Origin of the sequence: Marinithermofilum abyssi, assembly GCF_014641195.1 — a bacterium.
GTDB classification, from domain to species: Bacteria; Bacillota; Bacilli; order Thermoactinomycetales; family DSM-45169; genus Marinithermofilum; species Marinithermofilum abyssi.
Genome location: NZ_BMHQ01000005.1, coordinates 262,141 through 283,138, shown reverse-complemented (window position 1 = coordinate 283,138; position 20,998 = coordinate 262,141). Strand labels below are relative to the sequence as shown.

At 51.0% G+C, this 20,998-nt stretch carries 16 protein-coding genes and 2 pseudogenes; 15 read left to right on the top strand and 3 right to left on the bottom strand.

The features are described from left to right. Nucleotides 1-100: 100 nt before the first annotated feature. Complete coding sequence (locus tag IEW70_RS09025) at nt 101-1,486, bottom strand: Na+/H+ antiporter NhaC family protein (protein WP_268234845.1); 1,386 nt, start codon at nt 1,484-1,486, stop codon at nt 101-103. Nucleotides 1,487-1,674: 188 nt separating this feature from the next. Between IEW70_RS09025 and IEW70_RS09020 the strand changes: the two are divergent. From IEW70_RS09020 to IEW70_RS08970, 11 genes and pseudogenes are all read left to right on the top strand, one after another. Next, nucleotides 1,675-2,834: pseudogene (locus IEW70_RS09020) on the top strand (RNA-guided endonuclease TnpB family protein). Nucleotides 2,835-3,544: 710 nt separating this feature from the next. Continuing rightward, nucleotides 3,545-4,207 carry a peroxiredoxin gene (locus IEW70_RS09015; protein WP_188647586.1) on the top strand — a complete coding sequence of 221 codons (663 nt, stop codon included), beginning with the start codon at nt 3,545-3,547 and terminating at the stop codon, nt 4,205-4,207. Between the two features lie 470 nt (nt 4,208-4,677). After that, nucleotides 4,678-5,712 carry a CHAP domain-containing protein gene (locus IEW70_RS09010; RefSeq protein WP_188647585.1) on the top strand — a complete coding sequence of 345 codons (1,035 nt, stop codon included), beginning with the start codon at nt 4,678-4,680 and terminating at the stop codon, nt 5,710-5,712. Between the two features lie 143 nt (nt 5,713-5,855). Then, on the top strand, nt 5,856-7,241 hold the full coding sequence (locus tag IEW70_RS09005; protein ID WP_188647613.1) for a sigma-54 interaction domain-containing protein: 1,386 nt from the start codon (nt 5,856-5,858) through the stop codon (nt 7,239-7,241). Nucleotides 7,242-7,306: 65 nt separating this feature from the next. Further along, the gene (locus tag IEW70_RS09000) at nt 7,307-8,713 is read left to right on the top strand and encodes a sodium:solute symporter family protein (protein ID WP_188647584.1); all 1,407 of its coding nucleotides are present in this window, start codon (nt 7,307-7,309) and stop codon (nt 8,711-8,713) included. Nucleotides 8,714-8,735: 22 nt separating this feature from the next. Next, nucleotides 8,736-9,713: an agmatinase gene (gene speB, locus IEW70_RS08995; protein WP_188647583.1), complete on the top strand. Its 978-nt coding sequence runs from the start codon at nt 8,736-8,738 to the stop codon at nt 9,711-9,713. Then, on the top strand, nt 9,710-11,044 hold the full coding sequence (locus tag IEW70_RS08990) for an aspartate aminotransferase family protein (RefSeq protein WP_188647582.1): 1,335 nt from the start codon (nt 9,710-9,712) through the stop codon (nt 11,042-11,044). Before speB ends, IEW70_RS08990 begins: the two co-directional genes overlap by 4 nt. Nucleotides 11,045-11,188: 144 nt before the next feature. After that, a complete protein-coding gene (gene dhaK, locus IEW70_RS08985) occupies nt 11,189-12,193 on the top strand; it encodes a dihydroxyacetone kinase subunit DhaK (RefSeq protein ID WP_188647581.1) in 1,005 nt (334 codons plus the stop codon). Next, nucleotides 12,190-12,819: a dihydroxyacetone kinase subunit DhaL gene (gene dhaL, locus IEW70_RS08980; RefSeq protein WP_188647580.1), complete on the top strand. Its 630-nt coding sequence runs from the start codon at nt 12,190-12,192 to the stop codon at nt 12,817-12,819. Before dhaK ends, dhaL begins: the two co-directional genes overlap by 4 nt. Then, entirely contained in the window at nt 12,816-13,205 is a 390-nt protein-coding gene (dhaM, locus tag IEW70_RS08975; RefSeq protein WP_188647579.1) for a dihydroxyacetone kinase phosphoryl donor subunit DhaM, read from the top strand. Before dhaL ends, dhaM begins: the two co-directional genes overlap by 4 nt. 209 nt (nt 13,206-13,414) lie before the next feature. Continuing rightward, on the top strand, nt 13,415-14,767 hold the full coding sequence (locus IEW70_RS08970) for a glucose-6-phosphate isomerase (RefSeq protein WP_188647578.1): 1,353 nt from the start codon (nt 13,415-13,417) through the stop codon (nt 14,765-14,767). A 165-nt stretch (nt 14,768-14,932) separates the two neighbouring features. Here IEW70_RS08970 and IEW70_RS17875 read toward each other — a convergent pair. Further along, nucleotides 14,933-15,138: pseudogene (locus IEW70_RS17875) on the bottom strand (transposase); the annotation flags it as partial. A gap of 105 nt (nt 15,139-15,243) precedes the next feature. Between IEW70_RS17875 and tnpA the strand changes: the two are divergent. Further along, entirely contained in the window at nt 15,244-15,642 is a 399-nt protein-coding gene (gene tnpA, locus IEW70_RS08965; RefSeq protein WP_188647577.1) for an IS200/IS605 family transposase, read from the top strand. A 4-nt stretch (nt 15,643-15,646) separates the two neighbouring features. Further along, nucleotides 15,647-16,699, top strand: coding sequence for an RNA-guided endonuclease InsQ/TnpB family protein (locus tag IEW70_RS08960; RefSeq protein ID WP_188647576.1), 1,053 nt, complete (start codon nt 15,647-15,649; stop codon nt 16,697-16,699). A gap of 176 nt (nt 16,700-16,875) precedes the next feature. Here IEW70_RS08960 and IEW70_RS08955 read toward each other — a convergent pair whose 3' ends face one another. Further along, nucleotides 16,876-18,561, bottom strand: a complete 1,686-nt coding sequence (locus IEW70_RS08955) for a phospho-sugar mutase (protein WP_188647575.1) — start codon at nt 18,559-18,561, stop codon at nt 16,876-16,878. Nucleotides 18,562-18,751: 190 nt separating this feature from the next. Here IEW70_RS08955 and galT point away from each other — a divergent pair, with 190 nt between their 5' ends. Together galT and IEW70_RS08945 are read left to right on the top strand one after the other, a co-directional pair. After that, nucleotides 18,752-19,735, top strand: a complete 984-nt coding sequence (galT, locus tag IEW70_RS08950; protein WP_188647574.1) for a galactose-1-phosphate uridylyltransferase — start codon at nt 18,752-18,754, stop codon at nt 19,733-19,735. Next, entirely contained in the window at nt 19,732-20,913 is a 1,182-nt protein-coding gene (locus IEW70_RS08945; protein ID WP_188647573.1) for a galactokinase, read from the top strand. Before galT ends, IEW70_RS08945 begins: the two co-directional genes overlap by 4 nt. Nucleotides 20,914-20,998: the final 85 nt, after the last annotated feature.

The following is a 20,998-nucleotide window of genomic DNA, read 5'->3' as shown; positions in this document are numbered from 1 at the left end:
CGGTTATTCATCCCGCGAATCTATGTCTGGAAGGCACGGAATAATGGGGAGAATCCATGTGTACTACTGTCTAACCGTAGATATCGCGCGTATACCGGACCTACCCGAAATGCTCATACCGATGCCTTCCGAAGGACATCTTAGTTGGTCGCAAGGCGAGCAGAAGGGTTATAATGGGCAATCCCCACAAAAAGAAAGCATACGGGAAGTAGACGAGTGTCGGTATACCCATAGCCGCTGAACAGAGGATGCCATGCAAATTCCAAGGGATCAGCGGTGAAACGACGACACCCGAGTCCGCTAAACTCCTTACCAGATAACGAGAAGGAACTCCCAGCTTCTCATATGAGGAACGAAGAGTTCGTCCCGGCACAATCACGGATAATGACTGATTGCATGCCAGTAATGACATAGAGATACTTAGTAAGACAGTCGCGCCGATCAATCCGCTTTTCGAACGGATGCGCTGAAGTAACGAATCAAGGATCGCATGCAACATACCACTTTCCTCCATGACCCCGTTTAAAGCCCCCGCCGCGACAATCAGTAAAACCTCATTGAACATCGGCCAGATACCTCCGCCATGGAGCAATGCTTGTCCGTTCACTTGAAGATCATATCCGAGCCACAGAGAACGTAAAACCGAGAGCCACGAATCGCCTTGTAGCGTGACGGCGAAGAGGATCCCCAATACGGTGCCGATCCCGAGATTCAGCAGAATAGAAACACGAAACATGGCCAAAATGAGCACCAGAATAGGAGGGATCAATACGTACCAGGGCATCTGAACATGTAGGATTAATTCTTTCAGTATAGGATGACTCATGGGATGAAGACTCCCGAATGTTTTGCCGTACCCAAGGCAAGAGAAGAGAAGGATACATAGGACGATCATCGGTATTCCCGTCTGCCACATTGGTTTGTAATTATCTTCCGCTTTGGTTTCTGTCATATGGGCAACCAAGTGAAACGTTCCTGAAACGGGCGATGTGCGATCCCCAACCATCGCCCCGGAGATGAGGGCACCTCCGATGAGTGCGGGGGACAGATTAAAAACGTGTGCCATCCCTGCGATAGCAACCCCCATGGTGGAGAGGGTCGCCACAGAAGAGCCCAGTGTCATCGATGAGACCGCTGCGAGTAAAAAAGCGGTTACAACAAGAAACTTGGGGTGAATCAATTGTATCCCATAGTAAATCATGGCCGGGACCGTCCCAGATGCAAGCCATGCCGAGATGATCCCAGCGATCAGCAAGAGAATGGCGACAACGAAAAAAGTGCTCTTCATTCCTTGAGACGTCGCCCGGACCACTGACCTAAATGATCCTCCATGGAAAAGGGATATCACTACGGCTGTCAGCCATCCTGCCACAAGACCAGAATACAAGGGGGCTTTTATCAATTTTATTGCAGCGATCAACCCCATGATGGAAACAAGAAAAGGTACGACAGACAGAGGCAATGGAACGGTTCGGTTTTTTTTCATGAGAATTGCCGACAGGAGACTCGCCAATTCATTGGCGTAGAGGAATCGGTGTTGCTCAGTATCTACCTTGTGGGGATGCTTAGAGCAACAATCTTTTCTCCTGTCGTACCTCCCTTCAAAAAATGATAATCTCCTTTACTTTCACTAAAATATGTTATGTTAGTTTCATGTAAGAGGAGGTGAAACACATGCAAATCACCATTACGGCCAAGCTTAAAATCCATGTGACAGAAGAACAGAAAGACCTACTTGCTCAAACTTCACACGCCTACAAGACCGGATGCAACTATGTTTCTAATATTGTCTATGAAACCAAAAATCTCGTTCAAACAAAATTACACAAGATGACTTATGTAGAGCTTCGTTCTACTTTTGGACTTCGCTCTCAAATGGCTCAATCCGTAATGAAAACCGTCATTGCAAGTTACAGGTCAGCCAAAGAAAATGGTCATGATTGGTCTTTAGTGAAATACAAACGGCCTGTGTATGATTTGGTTTGGAATCGAGACTATTCCTTAGTTGGTGGAATGTTCTCTGTAAATACCTTAGAAGGTCGTGTGAAAGTTCCTTATGAAATGAAAGGGATGGAACATTTCTTTGATGGTAGTTGGTCGTTTGGTACAGCAAAACTTATCTCTAAGAAAGGGGAATTCTTCTTGCATATTCCCATGACTAAAGAGGTTCATGATGCTGACTTGAATGAAGTGCGAAATGTTGTAGGTGTTGATTTTGGATTAAACTTCTTAGCTACAACATTTGATTCCAAAGATCAAACTGTTTTTTCAAAGGTCGCTATATCAAAGATAAGCGATGTCAGTATAGACGTACCCTTAAATCTCTCCAACAGAGAGGAACAGCTTCTGCTCGAAGACGATTAAAGAAGATCGGTGATCGAGAAAACCGTTGGATGACGCATATTAATCATGCGGTATCAAAGGCACTCGTTCAACATGCTGGTAAAAACAGCCTAATCGTCTTAGAAGATTTAGAAGGTGTTCGCTCTGCAACTGAAAAGGTTCGTAAGAAGGATCGTTGGTATTCCGTCAGTTGGGCGTTCCATCAACTACGGCAAATGGTTGAATATAAGGCAAAGTTGAATCTCTCTACCGTAGTCACTGTTGATCCTGCCTATACATCCCAAACCTGCCCCAAGTGCGGACATACAGAGAAGGCGAACCGTAATAAGCAGAAACATGTCTTCCAATGCCGTACATGTGGGTACACCTCAAATGATGATCGGATTGGAGCCATGAATCTGCACCGTAAGGGAATTGAGTACCTTTGTGCAGGAAAACTGCATCAGCATGACTGGTGCGGTGCGGGTAGCTGTCAACCTGCCCTGATGTAACATCAATTCAAGGTCAGAGTCGAAAGACGCTTGCATGACTGGATAGTTACAAGCTCACCATTTCAACGGTGAGTCGTTGACTTAAACATAATCGCAGAACGAAGAATGCAATGAAGTTTGCTATAAGGGGTGAACGTAATACCGACGTCCAGCCTGTCAAGGGTGGAGGCCGAGGGGATAGTCGCCCATACGCGAGATCGCGGGAAAGGGTGACCAAAAGCCAGAATCGGCAATTATAAATAGCGAGCGAGAAAACCCAGCCCTTTCGGGTTGGGATGAAAGCAAGCGTCGGACAAGGGAGGGGGTGCCCCCTCTTAATAGTCCGGGCTTAAATTCTCGTTGAGGATGTTTTTCGCCGCATTGAGATCCCGGTGTGGGGAACACCGCATGCCGGGACAGCAAGAGTCGGCAGGAAGAACCAAGAATCCCATGTCTCAGGCGTGGGAGTGTCAAGAGAACGAGAGCGGTTTTCAACGCGCCCATCCCGTTTTTCGAAAAAAATCAAATAAAAAATCGTTGACAAAAGGTCAGAAAAATGAGTAGAATACAAGAAACACATAAAAACCTAGTAAATTGATTGGGTTTACTTGTTTTCAGTTTTACCTGGCCAGGAAAGGTTTGCACACAATCCAGTCCATCCAGTTTCTATTTGGGTGATACATAAGGGATTGTGTAAATACAGGATGAGAACCTGTAAGGAGGAATGTATGATGGCAGTGGAAACGCAAGTCGCAGCAACTCCGGCAATTCCGAAAATCGGAGATCCGGCTCCGCAATTTACCGCTAAAACCACCTTTGGAGAAGTCAGCCTCTCCGATTACAAAGGCAAATGGGTGCTTCTTTTCTCCCATCCGGCAGATTTCACTCCGGTGTGCACCACGGAGTTCATTGGTTTTGCCAAACGGAATGACGAGTTTGCTCAACGCAATGTGCAACTGTTGGGGCTCAGTGTAGACAGCATCTCCTCTCACTTGGCGTGGGTAAACAACATCCGTGAAAAAATGGGTGTGGAAATTCCCTTCCCGGTAATCGCCGACCTGACCACCGAAGTGGCTCAAAAATACGGAATGATTCATCCCGGTGCCAACGAAACGGTAACGGTCCGTTGCGTCTTTGTGATCGATGACAAGCAAGTGATCCGCGCTATCATCTACTACCCGCTGAATGTGGGCCGCAATATCGACGAAGTGCTGCGTCTGGTGGATGCATTGCAAACCGCCGACAAACATGCTGTTGCTGCTCCGGCCGACTGGCAGCCGGGTGATGAAGTGGTGGAACCTGCTCCGACCAACTACGAAGGCCTCAAAAAGCGTCTCGAAGGCGACCTGAACGGAACAGACTGGTACCTGAAGAAGAAAAAGCTGGACAGCTGATCAACGGATGGTATTCCTTTCCTTGAGTATAGAACAACTCACCCCCGGTGCTTACAGCCGGGGGTATTTTTACTGACAAAGAAGAGATTTTTGCCAGGTTTCAATCGGCTTGTCGTCCATCTAACCCCCAGCGGTAGGCAGGGGGGTTATGAATTTCTTGAGCAAATCCGCCGAAAATACGTCTTTCTTCCCATTGCCATCTCGCTGTTCTTTTTTCATAGTATAGATAGAAAACGAGGAGGTGGTCATGGAAAAACATCCCTAAATTAAAGAATCGGGATAACTGGGGTTCTCGCTACATAAAATCATCTCCCGCTCGATATGGACTTCTGTCCTTATGATCTGCCGAGGATCCTGTTATTTTCGAGTAAAATCCTTGGTAGTTGGATATTGGACAGACTGGAACGGATTTGGTATAAAAGTCGGAGGTTGAGATTATTACATAAAAATCTCACGTAGGGAGAGGGATTATGAAACGCAAGTTAGTAGCTACTGTAGTAGCATCCACTTTGGCTTTCAGTGCACTTCCGCCGCAGTTTGCTCATGCGGAATCCACAAGCCAAAGCAAGCAAGAATTGAAAGATATCAACGAACAACAGGATGAAGTACAAAAGTCGATTGATGAGTTGGAGAAAAAGATTGCGCCTATCAAAAAGAAAGTAACTGATTTGGAAAAGAAGATGGCGGATACCAACAAGAAAATCAACGCCTTGGAGAAGGATATGAAGAAGAACAAAAAAGACCTGGACAAGGCTTCCGCTGTCTTTAAAGAACGGATCCGCATCATGTACCAACAAGGTGAAATGGGTACGATGGAGGCGCTCCTGGAAGCCGATTCCTTTGAAGAATTCCTGCAACGCTTCGAAGTGTTGCGGATTATTCTGAAGCAGGATCGGAATAAGTTTGACCAGTATTATCGGTTGTATGAGAAAAAAATGGCCATGAAGAAGAAGCTGTTGGCCATGAAGAAGAAGCAAAAGGAAGAAGCGGACAAGGCCCGGGCAGAATACGAAAAGATCAACAAAGAAATGGAAAAAACAGAGAAAAAACTCTCTTCTCTCAACTCTCGTGAACAATCCATTAAATCCCGGTTGGAAGCTGCGATCAATATCGATGCCTCCCTGTATCCGCTTCGAAACGCCAGCACCTCCGGGGTGGATCCCTGGGGCTTCTACAACCGTCAGTGCACCTCTTTCGTAGCTTGGCGGATGAACGCGAAAGGCGTGGATTTCTCCAACAACATGAAAGGAGGCCACTGGGGGAACGGGAACCACTGGGATGACAACGCACGTGCCCTCGGATACCGGGTGGACAACCAGCCCACCGTCGGCTCCATCGCGCAATGGAACTACGGCGGCGGCGGTTTCGGCCACGTGGCCTATGTGATTGCGGTGGACGGAAGCCAAGTAACCATCGAGGAGTACAACTGGGATACTCCCTATGGTTACGGCAAGCGGACGATCTCCGCTTCCGAACCCAGCAACTACATTCATATTATCAATTAACGATGAATATTGGCCCCGCATCGGTGAAACGGTGCGGGGGTTGTTTTTTCATGGAGATTGGCTTTTATTATCCGATCTATATTCGCATAATTCATTTTTGTATAATAAATTCTAAAGTGAATTCATTCGCATGCTGATAGGTGATGGAAGGAGGCGGTTTCTTGACTAAGCATCATTGGGATGAGAACGAAGCGATTTTGCACTCGTTGCAAGAGGATATTTTGGTGACGGATCCAAGTGGTACCATTTTGAAAGTGAGTGAACTGACGGGATCCATCTATGGGTTGCCTTCTGGTGAGCTGTTGGGACGTACCGTGTATGACCTGGAAAGAGAGGGGATTTTCCACCCCTGTGTGACCCCGTTGGTTGTCCAAAAAAAGGGGAAGGTCACCTTGATCCAAACGACCAAAAACGGGAAGAAGCTACTGATTACAGGAATTCCTGTTTTCGATCCAGAGGGGGAGTTGGTCCGGATCGTCAGCTATTCCCATGATGTGACGGAATTGGCAGAGATGCAAAAATATCTGGACAAAATGAAGGACGAAATGGAACGTGTCAAAAGTGAATTGGAGATATTGCGCCAACAGCAGGTTCAGGTGGACGGCCTGATCGCCAACAGTGCCAAAATGAAACAGGTGATCGGTACGGCGCTCCAAGTGGCGGAAGTGGACGTCAACGTCCTGCTGCTAGGGGAATCCGGTGTAGGGAAATCCTCGATCGCCCATTGGATTCACCAAAAAAGCCCTCGTCACAAAGGGCCTTTTATCGAGGTGAATTGCGGAGCAATCGCCGAGTCCCTGTTTGAAGCGGAGTTGTTTGGATATGAAGCGGGATCCTTTACCGGAGCCAGCCGAAAAGGCAAAATAGGCCTGGTGGAGCTGGCAGACGGTGGGACACTCTTTCTGGATGAAGTGGGGGAGCTGACTCCTGCTCAGCAAGTCAAGGTGCTGAAATTGATCCAGGAAAAGCAGTTTTACCGGGTGGGGGGAACCCAAGCGCGAAAGGTGGATTTTCGATTGATCGCGGCTACCAACCGAAATTTGGAGAAAGCAGTTGCCGAGGGGGCTTTTCGCGAAGATCTCTATTTCCGGTTGAATGTTGTCCCTGTTGAGGTGCCACCACTGCGGGAGCGTAAAGAAGACATGATTCCCCTGATGCGGCATTTCCTATCCCGATTCAATGAAAAATACGACCGCCGGCGTCAGCTGGACGAGGATGTGATCCATCACCTTCTCATCCAGGAGTGGAAAGGAAATGTCCGGGAATTAGTGAACCTGATTGAAAGGTTAGTAGTAACCTCCTCCTCGGAGATGATCACCATTGACAACTTGCCGTCACCCTATTTGCGGTCCAGCTTTCGGGAAAACGGATGGCAAAACCAACCCTTGAAAGCGGTGTTGGCTCAAGTGGAGAAAGAGATGCTGATCCAGGCGAAGCAGCGTTGCCGCACCACCTTAGAAATGGCAGAAGTGCTGGGGATCAGTCAACCTTCGGTCGTTAGGAAACTGAAAAAATACAAGATTCGTTAAGTTGGCACCATATTTGCATGTTATGAGGGCGAATCGAGGGAGTGCTACTGAGAGGGGGCAACCGAATGGGGATCATCGATTACGCGGTTATCGGGGTCTACTTCGTGGTGCTGGTATGGGTAGGAGTATATGGTTCCAAGAAGACGGCATCCACGGAGGATTACTTAGTAGCCGGCAGGCGGCTCAATGTTTGGATGTACATGGCGTGTTTGTCCGCGGTTATCCTGGGAGGAGCTTCCACTGTGGGGACAGTGAAGCTGGGATACCAATTCGGCATCTCCGGCATTTGGCTTGTGGTCATGCTGGGCCTGGGAACTCTGTTTTTGGGGTGGTTTTTGTCCAAGCGAATCGCCCGACTCCGAATCGTCAGTATCAGTGAACTGTTGGAACAGCGGTTTCACCACCATAGCCGTTTGATCAGCGCGGCCATTATGGTGATCTACACATCCATGGTCACGGTGACCCAAGTCATCGGAATCGGCACCGTTCTCAGCGCGATTCTCGGCTGGGACCTTCATCTGTCCATGATCATCGGTGGAAGCATTGTGCTGTTCTATACCATGAAAGGCGGCATGTGGTCTGTATCTTTGACGGATTCCATCCAATTCGTGATTATGACCGTCGGTATCTTTTTTATCCTGCTGCCCTTGGGATGGTCCAAAGCAGGCGGGTTCAGCGGACTTTCCAATCGGTTGGAAGGATCGTATTTTGATGTGACGGCGATTGGCTGGGATACGATCTTCTCCTTTTTCCTGTTGTATTTCCTGGGGATGATGATCGGGCAGGATATCTGGCAGCGGTTGTTTACCGCTAAAAACGAGAATGTTGCGAAAAACGGGACGATATTGGCGGGGGTATACAGCATCCTGTTCGCTGTGGCTTGTACCCTGATCGGAATGACAGCGGCGGTGCTGCTTCCGGGATTGGAAGATCCGCAATTGGCCTTTCCTAAATTGGCCACTGCCATTTTGCCGCCGGGGGTGTTGGGCATTGTGCTCGCTGCGGTGATTTCGGCGCTGATGTCTACCGCCAGCGGGACCTTGCTCGCTTCCTCCACGCTACTGGTTCACGATATCTGGAAACGCTTTTTCCGTCCGGATCTAACCGATCAGCAATTTTTACAAGCGACACGATGGACCACGGTGATACTGGGTGTGTTTATTTTAACGATGGCGGTATGGATCCAGGATGTGATTGTCGCGCTGGATGTAGCCTATGCCTTCCTGTCCGGTTCCATCTTCGTTCCGGTCATGGCGGCATTCTTCTGGAAACGGGCAACCTCCCAGGGGGTATGGCTGTCGATTTTGGTGAGCGGTGCTGTGGTATTGGCCACGTTGATTCTCAAAGGAATCACCTCGACCGATCCGATCATCTACGGCATTGTCAGCAGTTTGATCATCTTGGTCGCAACCTCCTTATTGGGCGCAAAACCCCAACCGGCTGAACAGGGAAAAAAATCCGAGGCAATCTAGATCAACGAAAGGAATGGATACCATGACAAAGTATCAACCGGCAGACTCTTTTGCTACCCCGCGATTTTCCGGTGTTCGTACCTTTATGCGTTTACCCTACAAAGAGACACTGGATCAAGGGATGGATTTTGTGGTGACGGGAATCCCTTTTGATACAGGCGGCTCCTATCGGGTCGGGACGCGGTTCGGTCCCCAGGCCATTCGGGATGCCTCGGTGCTCCTCCGACCCTACAATGTAGAGCAGGATCTCTCCCTGTTCGATTATGTATCGGGAGTGGATTACGGGGATCTGCCCGTGGTGCCGGGCTATATCCGACCTTCCTACGACCGAATGGTCGAAGGGCTGTCCCCGATATTGGAACAGGGGATTATCCCCATTGTCCTGGGCGGGGATCATTCCATCACCTTGGGAGAATTGCGGGCTGTAGCCCGGGTTTACGGAAAAGTGGGCTTGGTTCACTTCGATGCCCACAGCGATACCTGGGACAGCTACTTCGGCGAGAAATACAATCATGGGACGCCCTTTCGCCGAGCGATGGAAGAGGGGTTGATCGACCCTGCCCGTTCTATTCAGGTGGGGATGCGGGGATCGTTGTACGGTCCGGATGATTTGCAGGCGGCCAGGGATTTGGGATTTGCCGTATACAGTACTAATGACCTGCTTCAAATGGGTACGGCAACCATGGTGGAACGAATTCGGAAACGGACAGGAACCGGTCCGCTGTTCCTCTCGTTTGATATTGACTTCCTGGATCCTGTTTATGCGCCCGGTACGGGGACTCCGGAGGTAGCCGGCCCTTCCATCCATCAGGCCTTGGAGCTGGTTCGCGGGTTAAAAGGGCTGAAGTTTGTAGGCTTTGATCTGGTGGAGGTGCTTCCGTCATACGATCACGGACAGATCACGGCCCTGGCAGCCGCCAATATCGTCTATGAATTTATCACCTTGATCGCTTGCAATAAAAAAGCCGCTTCAAAGCATACGGAAGGTGCTTCAACGTGACTGCGCATTGGACAGAGTTGCTTTTAAACATGGAGGACCGGTTTGCTCCCAGCATGGCCAAAGATCATCCTAATCTGCCGGTGGAAAAAGCAGAAGGTTGCTATTTCCACGGTGCAGACGGCAGGAGGTATCTCGATTTTACTTCAGGGATAGCTGTTGCCAACACCGGACATCGACACCCCAAAGTGGTACATGCGATCAAACAGGCAGCGGATCAACTGGTCCACGGCCCCATCGGAGTCGTCGTCTATGAATCGATTGTACGTTTGGCGGATGAATTGGCACGGGTGCTGCCGGAGGGACTGGACTGCTTTTTCTTTTCCAACAGCGGGATGGAGGCGATAGAAGGGGCTATTAAACTGGCTAAATATGTTACCAAACGGCCAGGTGTCGTTTCCTTTACGGGCTGCTTTCACGGACGGTCCATGGGAGCGCTGAGTGTCAGCACCTCCAAAAGCAAGTATCGCAAGTACCAACAGCCGATGAGTCTTGTCTACCAATTGCCTTATGCCAATCCGGCGGACTGTCCGCCCCGGAAGGATCCAGCAGCCGATTGTGTTCGGAAGTTGGAACTTCAAGGGGAGAGGTTGTTTGCCCACCAAATACCTCCGGAAGAGGTAGCTTGCTTCATCATGGAGCCGGTGCTGGGGGAGGGAGGCTACATCATCCCCCCCAGAGCTTGGGTGCAAAAGGTGCGGGAGATATGCGATGAACACGGGATTCTTCTCATCTTTGACGAGGTACAAACCGGCTTTGGCCGAACCGGGGAGTGGTTTGCCGCTCAAAGCCTGGGGGTCACCCCGGATATCATGGCGATCGCCAAGGGGATCGCTTCCGGACTTCCGCTGAGTGCCACCGTTGCGTCTAAAGAACTCATGAAACAGTGGCCGATGGGGAGCCATGGGACCACCTTCGGCGGCAATCCCCTCGCTTGCTCCGCAGCGTTGGCCACATTGGAAATCATCAAGGAAGAAAATCTCCTGGAAAATGCCCGGCGAATGGGAAGCTATGCTTTCGAGAGGTTGAAGGGAATACAAGAGCGGCATCCGGCTGTCAAGGATGTCCGCGGCATTGGTTTGATGATCGGTGTGGAGTTGATCCATCCGTTCACCGGTGAACCCGATGGGGAAGGAGTCTTGCGGGTGTTGAACCATGCCCTGGACCAGGGCGTCCTCTTCTACCTGTGCGGTAACTGTGGAGAAGTGATTCGGATGATTCCGCCGTTAACGGTAAATCAACAGCAAATGGACGAAGCGCTGGAAGTACTGGATCAAGCCTTAAGCCGTTTTGAATCGGAATGTCTCTCTGATAGGGTGCAAACAGCCCGCTGATGTTTTCAGCGGGCTCAGATTGATGACAAACCTGTAGGATTGCTTCGACTTAAAAACGCCCCCCGAAGGAGTTTGCAGAGGTGAAGCAGAAGAAAGTCCGCGTATCGTTATCGTCAATGAACACATCAACAGGGGGGATCTGCGGTGAAAAAAGTGATGAATCAAGCCGAACAGATCGTTGAGGAAATGTTGGAAGGGATGGTTCAGGCCGCTCCCGGCCGTCTTCGTCTTTTGGAGGGGACGGGCGTGCTGGTACGGGCCGATGCCCCGGTGGCTGGGAAAGTGGGGTTGGTCAGTGGAGGGGGCAGTGGTCACGAACCGGCCCACGGCGGATACGTGGGGAAGGGGATGTTGGACGCGGCCGTGGCCGGAGAAGTGTTCACTTCTCCCACACCGGACCGGATTCTGGAAGCAATCAAAGCGGTGGACAGCGGAAAAGGCGTTCTTTGTATTGTGAAGAACTACACCGGAGACGTACTCAATTTCGAAATGGCGGCCGAATTGGCCGAGGCGGAAGGGATTCAAGTGGAGCAGGTTGTGGTCAATGATGACGTGGCAGTGGAGGACAGCACCCATACCTCCGGGCGGCGGGGAATCGCCGGCACCCTGTTTGTACACAAGCTCGCCGGGGCGAAAGCGGAAACGGGCGCCACTCTCCGGGAAGTGAAAGAAATCGCCGAAAAGGCGATTGCCCGGGTGCGAAGCATGGGGGTGGCCCTTACTCCCTGCACCCTCCCCGAATCGGGAAAACCGAGTTTCACCTTGGGGGAGGATGAGATCGAAATTGGAATCGGGATCCATGGGGAACCGGGTGTGGAACGGACCCGCCTACTTTCCGCTTCCGAATTGACCCGAACCCTGGCGGAGCAGATCGTGAAGGATGTGCCTTTCCGGTCCGGGGAGCGAGTGGCGGTGATGGTGAACGGAATGGGCTCGACTCCGTTGATGGAGCTGCATGTGGTCCATCGGGAGCTGATGGCTTACCTTGCCGAAAAAGAGATCGGGGTGGCCGAGTCCTGGGTGGGGGAATATATGACCTCATTGGATATGGCCGGCTTTTCACTCACGATGATCCAACTGGATGAGGAATTGGAGAAGCTTCTGGCACAACCCGTGGATACACCCACGATCAGGAGGTTTGGAGATTGAACGCCATCGAGGTAAAACACTGGTTCCGCCGTTATGCGGACCGGATCTTGGAGAAGAAAAACGAGTTGACGGACTTGGATTCAGCCGTCGGGGACGGGGATCACGGGGTCAACCTGGCACGGGGCTGGAAAGCGATCGGAAACGAGATGGAGACGTTTGACGGAGGGGTGTCCGATATTTTCCTCCTGGTCAGCCGAACGCTGATTTCTAAAGTGGGAGGGGCTTCGGGGCCTCTTTATGGAACGGCATTTTTGCGTATGTCCGCGGTGCTTAGAGGAAAAGAACAGATCGGCAAGGACGACTGGCCGGGGCTGCTGAAGGCGGGTTGTGAAGGCATTGGACAGCGCGGAAGGGTGAACGGTGGGGAGAAAACGATGTACGATGTTTGGTTGGCCGTGACCGAAGCCGCCGAAAAGAAGGAGCCGGAGGAAGCCACCCTGGCGTTGCGCCTTTTGGAAGCGGCCCGAAAAAAAGCGGAGGAAATCATTGAGCTTCAGGCGACGAAAGGGAGGGCTGCCTACCTGGGGGAACGGAGCATCGGTCACCGGGACCCCGGAGCGGAGTCGACGGTTCTTCTGTTTGAAGCCCTTCACGATACCGTCTCCAACCCGGGGGGAAGGCCATGAAAACGGGACTGCTGTTGGTTTCGCACAGCGAAGCGTTGGCCCGGGGAACCCGTGAGCTGGTTTCCGCAATGGCGCGGGAGGTGCCCATCCTGATTACCGCCGGGGACGGAAACGGCGGATTGGGCACCAGGGCCAAAGCGATCGAGCAGGCGGTCCTGTCCAGTGACTTGGAGAACGTGATTCTCTTGTTTGATCTGGGTAGTGCCTTAATGAATGCGGAGATGGCAGCGGAGATGCTGACAGCCCAGGGATACGGGATGACCGTCGTCGATGCCCCCTTTGTGGAAGGGGCGTTGGCGGCCGGGATGGCCCTCCAGGTGGGGAAAAGTCCCTCGGAAGCGGCGGCAGAGGCGGAAGCTACCCGGAATAGTCCAAAGAAGGGCTGACCCTTGGATTTGATCGGCTGTGCTCTTTTTAGAAGAAGCAAGGCCCTGTGTCGTCTTTTAAGCGCAGGGCCTTTTCTATTTCTTTATAAATCTAGATGAGAAAAAGCGGATCCATTTTGAAATCCCTTCGGATATCCATTACAATAGGAGCGGAATCCATTTCTTTAGCAGGTAAACAAGAACGCTACTTACATACACAGGAGGGTACCATGTCGAAGCTTACCTTTGATTACAGCAACGCTTTGTCATTTGTCGGCCAGCATGAGCTGGACCAAATGGAATCCAGTGTCCATGCCGCACACAAACTGCTGCATGAAGGGACCGGTGCAGGGAGTGACTTCCTGGGGTGGGTGGATCTGCCCAGTAAGTACGATCAAGAGGAGTATGCCCGAATTAAGGCCGCTGCCGAGCGGATCCGTTCCGACTCCGACGCCTTGGTCGTAATCGGGATCGGCGGTTCCTACTTGGGTGCACGGGCTGCGCTCGAAATGCTGACCCATACCTTCTACAACCAGCTTTCCAAGGAGAAGCGCCAAGGACCGGAAATCTATTTTGTGGGTCATCATATCAGCTCTACATACACGGCGCACCTGTTGGAGCTGTTGGAAGGAAAGGATGTCAGCGTCAATGTGATCTCCAAGTCCGGCACGACGACAGAACCGGCGATTGCTTTCCGGATTTTCCGGGAGTACTTGGAGAAGAAGTACGGCAAGGAAGAGGCACGCAAGCGGATTTATGCCACCACCGACCGGGTCAAAGGTGCTTTGAAGCAGCTGGCTGATGAAGAAGGCTACGAAACTTTTGTGATTCCGGACGATGTGGGAGGCCGCTACTCGGTACTGACCGCTGTGGGGCTGCTGCCGATTGCTGTGGGCGGAATTAACCTGGATGATATGATGGCCGGTGCCCGGGACGCTTCCGAAGCGTACCGCAACCCGAGCCTGGCTGAGAACCCCAGCTACCAGTATGCTGCGGTGCGGAACGCCTTGTACCGGAAAGGAAAAACGATTGAGCTGTTAGTCAACTATGAACCGTCTCTGCAGTACTTCTCCGAATGGTGGAAGCAGTTGTTCGGGGAAAGTGAAGGAAAGGACCTTAAAGGGATTTACCCGGCTTCGGTCAACTTCACCACGGACCTGCACTCCATGGGACAATATATTCAGGAAGGGCGCCGGGATCTCTTCGAAACCGTGGTAACGGTGGATCGTCCGGCGAAAGAGCTGACCATCCAGGAAGAAGCGGGCAACCTCGACGGGTTGAATTACCTGGCGGGACAAACCATGGACTTCGTCAACAAAAAAGCGTTCCAAGGAACACTGTTGGCCCACACCGACGGAGGAGTGCCCAACCTGATCGTTCAAGTGCCGGAAATCAGTCCGTATGCCTTTGGACAACTGGTCTACTTCTTCGAAAAAGCTTGCGGAATCAGCGGTTATTTGATGGGTGTCAATCCCTTTGACCAGCCTGGAGTAGAAGCTTACAAGAAAAACATGTTTGCACTCCTTGGCAAACCCGGTTTCGAAGCCGAACGGGACGCGTTGTTGAAACGGTTGGAGAATTAAGAGGACAAAGGGCTCCAAAAGGAGCCTGAGGTTGCTGATAAAGTCCTGCGCCGAAAGGCGACAGGGCTTTGTTTCTTCCAGAAACAGAGAAAAATGAAAATGTGCAAGGGAGATCGCGGCCCGTTTTCGGGTCCCCTGCTTTTCTTGGAGAGGAGCAGGGCCATTTTTTATGTTTTGGGCACACGCGGTTAGGAGGTATTGTTCTGTGACCTTGACAAGCCCCTCATGCGTGCTATCGGAGACCATGGAGCTCTTTGGCATCAGCAAACTCGCTCGATGGTCTCCTTTCTTCGTTTATAGAGTGCTTTCCCCCGTTCGCTCAAGCGGTTGGTACGCACCCACTCTTTGGCGTCCTCCCACACATGGCGGGTGGACAGTTTTGACGCAGCTCTTGCTGGTCGTACAAGAGGGACTTGAGCAACATTTTTTGTTTTTAGTTGTTGCAGTATTAATAAAATACCGATACAACTAAAACCATGGGACAAGCATACAGAAGGACGAAAAAGACGGTATCTCTGATTAACTACCACTTTGTTTTCTGCCCACGTTATCGTAGAAAAGTGTTGATAAACCAAGTGAAAGAGCGATTCAAACAGTTGGTAAAAGAAATTTGTCAGGAAAATAGCTGGGATATCCTTGCCATGGAAGTGATGTCAGATCACTGTCATCTGTTTTTAAACTGCCTACCCAGTGATTCGCCATCTGACATCATGGCAAAATTGAAGGGGGTGACTTCTAGAAAACTGAGGCAAGAATTCAATCACTTATCTCATTTGCCAAGCTTGTGGACACGCTCATTCTTTGTTAGTACGGCTGGAAACGTTTCAAGTGAAACGATCCGTCGATATGTGGAAGAACAAAAGAAAAGGGGGTGAATGGATGCCCACCATCACACTCAAGCTGGAACTGTATCAACCAACCCAATTCAAACAGGCCATGTATGAACAAATGACACAGATCAACACGAAGTTTGCAAACTGGCTCTTGCTTCATCCCGACGTGAACAAGGCGACCAGCAAGATTTTCAAGGAGTTTTCTGACGAGAAGTTCCCGTCTGCAATCATAAACCAAACGATCCGGGATGTGAAATCGCAGAAGAAACACCAACAAGCTCGGGTATTCAGGAAGATATGGTGTTCGTTCAATCAGAACCTAAAAGTCGAGAAAAATGGTGACTTCTACACGGTGTCGTTCCCTATGCTGGAGAAGCGTATCGGTGTGCCGGTTGTGGCTCGGTCATATCAGCAACAATGGCTGGATCGGATCATAGACGGAACGGCCAAACAAGGAACGGCGAAGCTCTACAAAAAGAAGCGCAAATGGTTCATTGCCTTGCCGATCACGTTTGATGTGGAAGCCAGCCAAGGCGAAAAGGTGATGGGCATTGACCTCGGACTCCGCTATTTGGCAGTGGCAAGCATCGGAACCAAATCCCTGTTCTTTAAAGGGAATCCATGCGCATACATACGCAGACGCTACGCCGCCAAACGGCGGAAGCTGGGCAAAGCCAAGAAGCTCGATGCAATCCGAAAGTCCAAGGACAAAGAAGCTCGGTGGATGAAAGATCACAATCACAAGATCAGCCGTCAAATCGTCAACTTTGCGGTATCCAACGGTGTTGGACTCATCCGCATGGAAGACTTGACGAACATCCGGAACCGGGCCAAGTCAAAAAAAGAAGCCGGACGGAACCTGCATTCCTGGGCGTTTTATCAGCTGAAAGAGATGATCTGCTACAAAGCGGAGATGGCGGGTATTCGGGTGGAGATAGTCCATCCCGAATACACCAGCCAAACCTGCAAGTGCGGTCATCGCGAAAAGGCGAACCGAAGCGGTATCCGTTTCAAGTGCAAACAGTGCGGATACACCATCCACGCTGATCTGAATGGGGCGATCAACATCGCCAAAGCGATTTCAGGGTTAGTAGCCTAGCACACTGGTAATAGGTGTGCCGCCCATCCGGGTACGTGCTAACCGGGTGGGATGGGCTGATGACACAGCCCTAGCTTGAGGGTTGCCCGAAACAGAAATGGATTGAGGGCGTTAACCACTCAAGAATCCCACGGCGACCATAGGGAGTGCCTGTGGTACTTTAGCCGTGTGGAGTGTCAAGAACGTTCTACCAAGTCCCGAACATCCGCTTGAATCCGGTTCATTTTGTCTTCTGCGTCCTCGCGCGTCTTGGCGACTACACTGAAGTAGAATTTGATTTTTGGTTCCGTACCCGAGGGGCGGACGGCGATCCAGCATCCATCTTCCAGCAAGTACTTCAATACATCGGCTTGCGGGAGCCCGTCGATTCTTTTGGCGTAATCTTTTAGCTCGCGAACGGGAATCCCGCCGATCGTTTTTAAGGGGGTGGTGCGCCATTCGGTCATTATCCGGTCCATCTTTTCTTGTCCGGCTTTGCCTTTGAAGGTCATGGAAAAAAGGTCTTCGGCATAGACCCCGTGTTTTTCGAACAATTGCTCCAACACCTGATCCAGAGTCCGGCCTTGTTGCTTGTAGTATGCGGCCATATCGCAACACATCATGGCAGCTTGGACTGCGTCTTTGTCTCGAACAAAATCGCCGAAAAGGTAGCCGTAACTCTCTTCGTAACCAAAAAGGAAGGTGTGTCGGCCCGTGTTGCGGTACTCTTCTATCTTTTCCGCGATGTATTTAAATCCGGTCAACACATCTACCATTGTGACGCCGTGTTCCCGGGCGATCACTGTTCCCATTTCCGAGGTGACGAGGGATTTCAGCACGACGCCGTTTTCCGGCAGCTTGCCTTTTTCCTTGCGTCGTTCCAACAAATAGTGCAGCAACAGTACTCCGATCTGATTGCCGTTAAAAGCGGTGTATTCACCGGCGGCGTTTTTGGCGAACAAACCCAGGCGGTCTGCATCCGGGTCGGTCCCGAGTACGATGTCGGCCTTTTGCTCTTTCGCTTGAGTCAGGGCCAAATCAAAGGCTTGCCGCTCTTCTGGGTTGGGGGAAGAGACTGTGGGGAAATCAGGATCTGGCTGCTCTTGTTCAGGTACGATGTAAAGATGGGTATAACCAAGTTCCTCCAACACTTGGCGTATGGGTAGATTGCCTGTTCCGTGCAATGGAGTAAACACGATGCGAAGGGGGTCCGGGGACGGATTTTTCTGTTGTTCCAGGGATAGTGATTTCACTTTTTCGATATAAGCGCGGTCCACCTCATCACCCAGGATGCGGATGAGCCCGGTGCGAATGCCTTCTTCTTTGGACATTGTGGGCAGGGTCAGTTCGTTCTCGATCTGCTCGATCTCCCGGATGATATGTTCCACTTTGTACGGCGGCATTTGTGCCCCGTCTTCGCCGTAGAGCTTGTAGCCGTTGTACTCCGGCGGGTTGTGGCTGGCCGTGATCATAATTCCTGCGGCAGTGTTCAGGTGGCGGACGGCAAAGGAGAGTATCGGAGTCGGACGGAGAGAGGGGAACAGGTAGACTGGAACTCCGTAATAAGCCAATACACACGCAGCTTCCTCAGCAAATTCTGGTGACATGCGGCGGGAATCGTAGGCGATTACCACCCCCTGGTTTTTTGTCTTCTCCCCTTGTGCAGAAAGAAAGCGGGCCAGCCCTGTGGTTGTTCGGCGGACGGTATAGCGGTTGATGCGATTGGTGCCGGGACCGATCAAGCCCCGCATTCCGGCGGTGCCGAAAGCGAGATGACGGTAAAAAGCATCTTCGATGTCAGTTTTGTTATACGAGGCTAACTCTTCTTTCAATTCCGGATCCAAATTGGAGTAAAGCTGCCAGCGCTGATAGGATGCGTTCATATGTCACACTCCAATATATGTATTTTGGACGCCCCTATTAAAGATATGACATAAATCTGTCCAGAGTTCAACGAAAAAATCGGTAGACTCTCGGTTTGCATAAGTCTCCGGAGAAAGCGATTGCAGATGGAAAGGAGATTGGGTATGATAGAGGCTAGTTAATTAATTTAATTTATAGGAGGTCCCCGCCGTGGAATTGCGATTTAACCCCTTGCTTGGAGATTGGACCATCGTCGCATCCAACCGGAAAAACCGCCCCACCCTGCCGAAAACGGATTGTCCCTTCTGCCCGGGCTCCGGAAAGGTGCCTGAGGATTACGATGTGCTGAAATACGATAACGATTTTCCCGCTTTGATGCCGGAGCCGCCAGAGCCGGACGCGGTTGCCACCGATTTGTACAAAACGGAAAAAGCTGTCGGAAAGTGCGAAGTGATCCTGTACTCGTCGGGTCACACGACCACGCTTCCGGAGCTGTCGGTGGACCATATCGAGAAGCTGGTGGATTTGTGGACGGAACGGTTTGTGGAATTGGAAACAGATCCGCGCCACCAGTATGTGCTGATCTTTGAAAACCGGGGGGAAGAGTGCGGAGTAACCATGCCCCATCCCCATGGACAGATCTATGCCTATTCCCACCTTCCGCTGAAGATCCGGACAGAGTTGGAGAATTGCAAGAGCCATTACGAAGAGCATGGTTCCTGTCTCATTTGCGACATGAACAAGGAAGAAAAGAAATTTGAACAGCGGGTGATTGCGGAAAACGATTTCTTCATCGCTTACATCCCGTTCTTTACCGATTATCCTTATGGATTGTTCATTGTGAGCAAAAACCACAAAACCGCTTTGAGCGACTTCACCCGGGAGGAAAAACGGAGCCTGGCTGATATACTGCAAAAGATGACCGGGGCGATGGATACGATGTTCAACCGGCTGTTTCCCTATATGATGGTGCTTCATCAACGACCGGTAAATGGGGAAGATGTGGAGGACTACTACCACTTCCATATTGAATTTTATCCGCCGCTTCGGGAGGCCGACAAAATCAAGTTTTATGCTTCCTCGGAGATGGGCGCCTGGGCTGCCTGCAACCCAACTGCAGTGGAGGAGTCGGCGAAGCAGTTGCGAAAAGCGTATAAGCAGTATCTGCAAGAGGGGAGAAAAGTGAAAGCATGAGTGTAGTGGAGCGATTGGAGGCTCGTTTTGCGGATCTGTACGGAGCGGGAGAGACGCGTCTTTTTTTCGCCCCCGGGAGGGTCAACCTGATCGGTGAACATACGGATTACAACGGGGGTTATGTGTTCCCTGCCGCACTTCCTTTCGGTACTTGGGTAATGGTTCGTCCCCGGAATGACGGCCGATTCCGTTTGGCTTCCACCCGGTTTGAAGAGAAGGTGGAGTGTGGAGCAGAAGGGATTACCTTTCGCAAAGAAGATAATTGGGCTAATTTTCCCAAGGGAGTGATCCGGGAGTTCCAACACAGGGGAGTCCATCTGAAAGGGGCGGACCTGCTTTTTCACGGCAACCTTCCTTTGGGTGCCGGACTTTCTTCTTCCGCATCCATTGAGCTGGCCACGGCGACGGCTTTGGCCGCTTTGGAGGAGCTGGATTGGGACAGGGTAGAGCTGGTGAAATTGTCCCAACAGGCGGAAAACGAGTTCATCGGGGTACAGTGCGGCATTATGGATCAGTTTGCTTCCGGTATGGGCAAACAGGATCACGCTATTTTGTTAAAATGCGACACCTTGGAATACCGGCATGTCCCCCTGGAACTGGGCGATTATTGTTTGGCTATTATTCATACCAATAAATCCCGTGGTCTCGCGGACTCCAAATACAATGAACGGCGCCGAGAATGTGAATCGGGATTCAGGGCGTTACAGCAGGTGCTGCCTGAGATCCAAACATTGGGTGATGTCAGTGTGACCCGGTGGGAAGAGGCTCAAAGAGCCGTTTCCTCCCCTATTGAGCGAAAGCGCTTACGGCATGTCATCACAGAGAATCGGCGGGTGCTGGATTCCGAGCAAGCCCTGCAAAAAGGAAATCTGCTCCGGTTTGGAGAGCTGATGAAAGCCTCCCATCTCTCCTTGCGTAACGATTATGAAGTGACCGGAGCGGAATTGGATGCTTTATTTGAGGCCGCCTGCAAGGTGGAGGGATGTATTGGAACCCGTATGACGGGTGCGGGGTTCGGCGGTTGTACGGTCAATCTGGTGTACAAAGATGCTTTGGAAAGCTTTAAAACTCGAGTAAAAGCGGAATATGAAGCAAAAACCGGGCTTCCTCCCCTCTTTTATCCCGGAGGCATCGGGGCCGGCGCCCGGGAGATCGTTAAAACAGAAACGGCGGAGTAAAGGAACGGGTGTATAAGCGACCGGTGATACAGCAGGCAGAAAGAGAGACTCATATTCCATCGTTCTACGAACAAAAAAGGAGGAA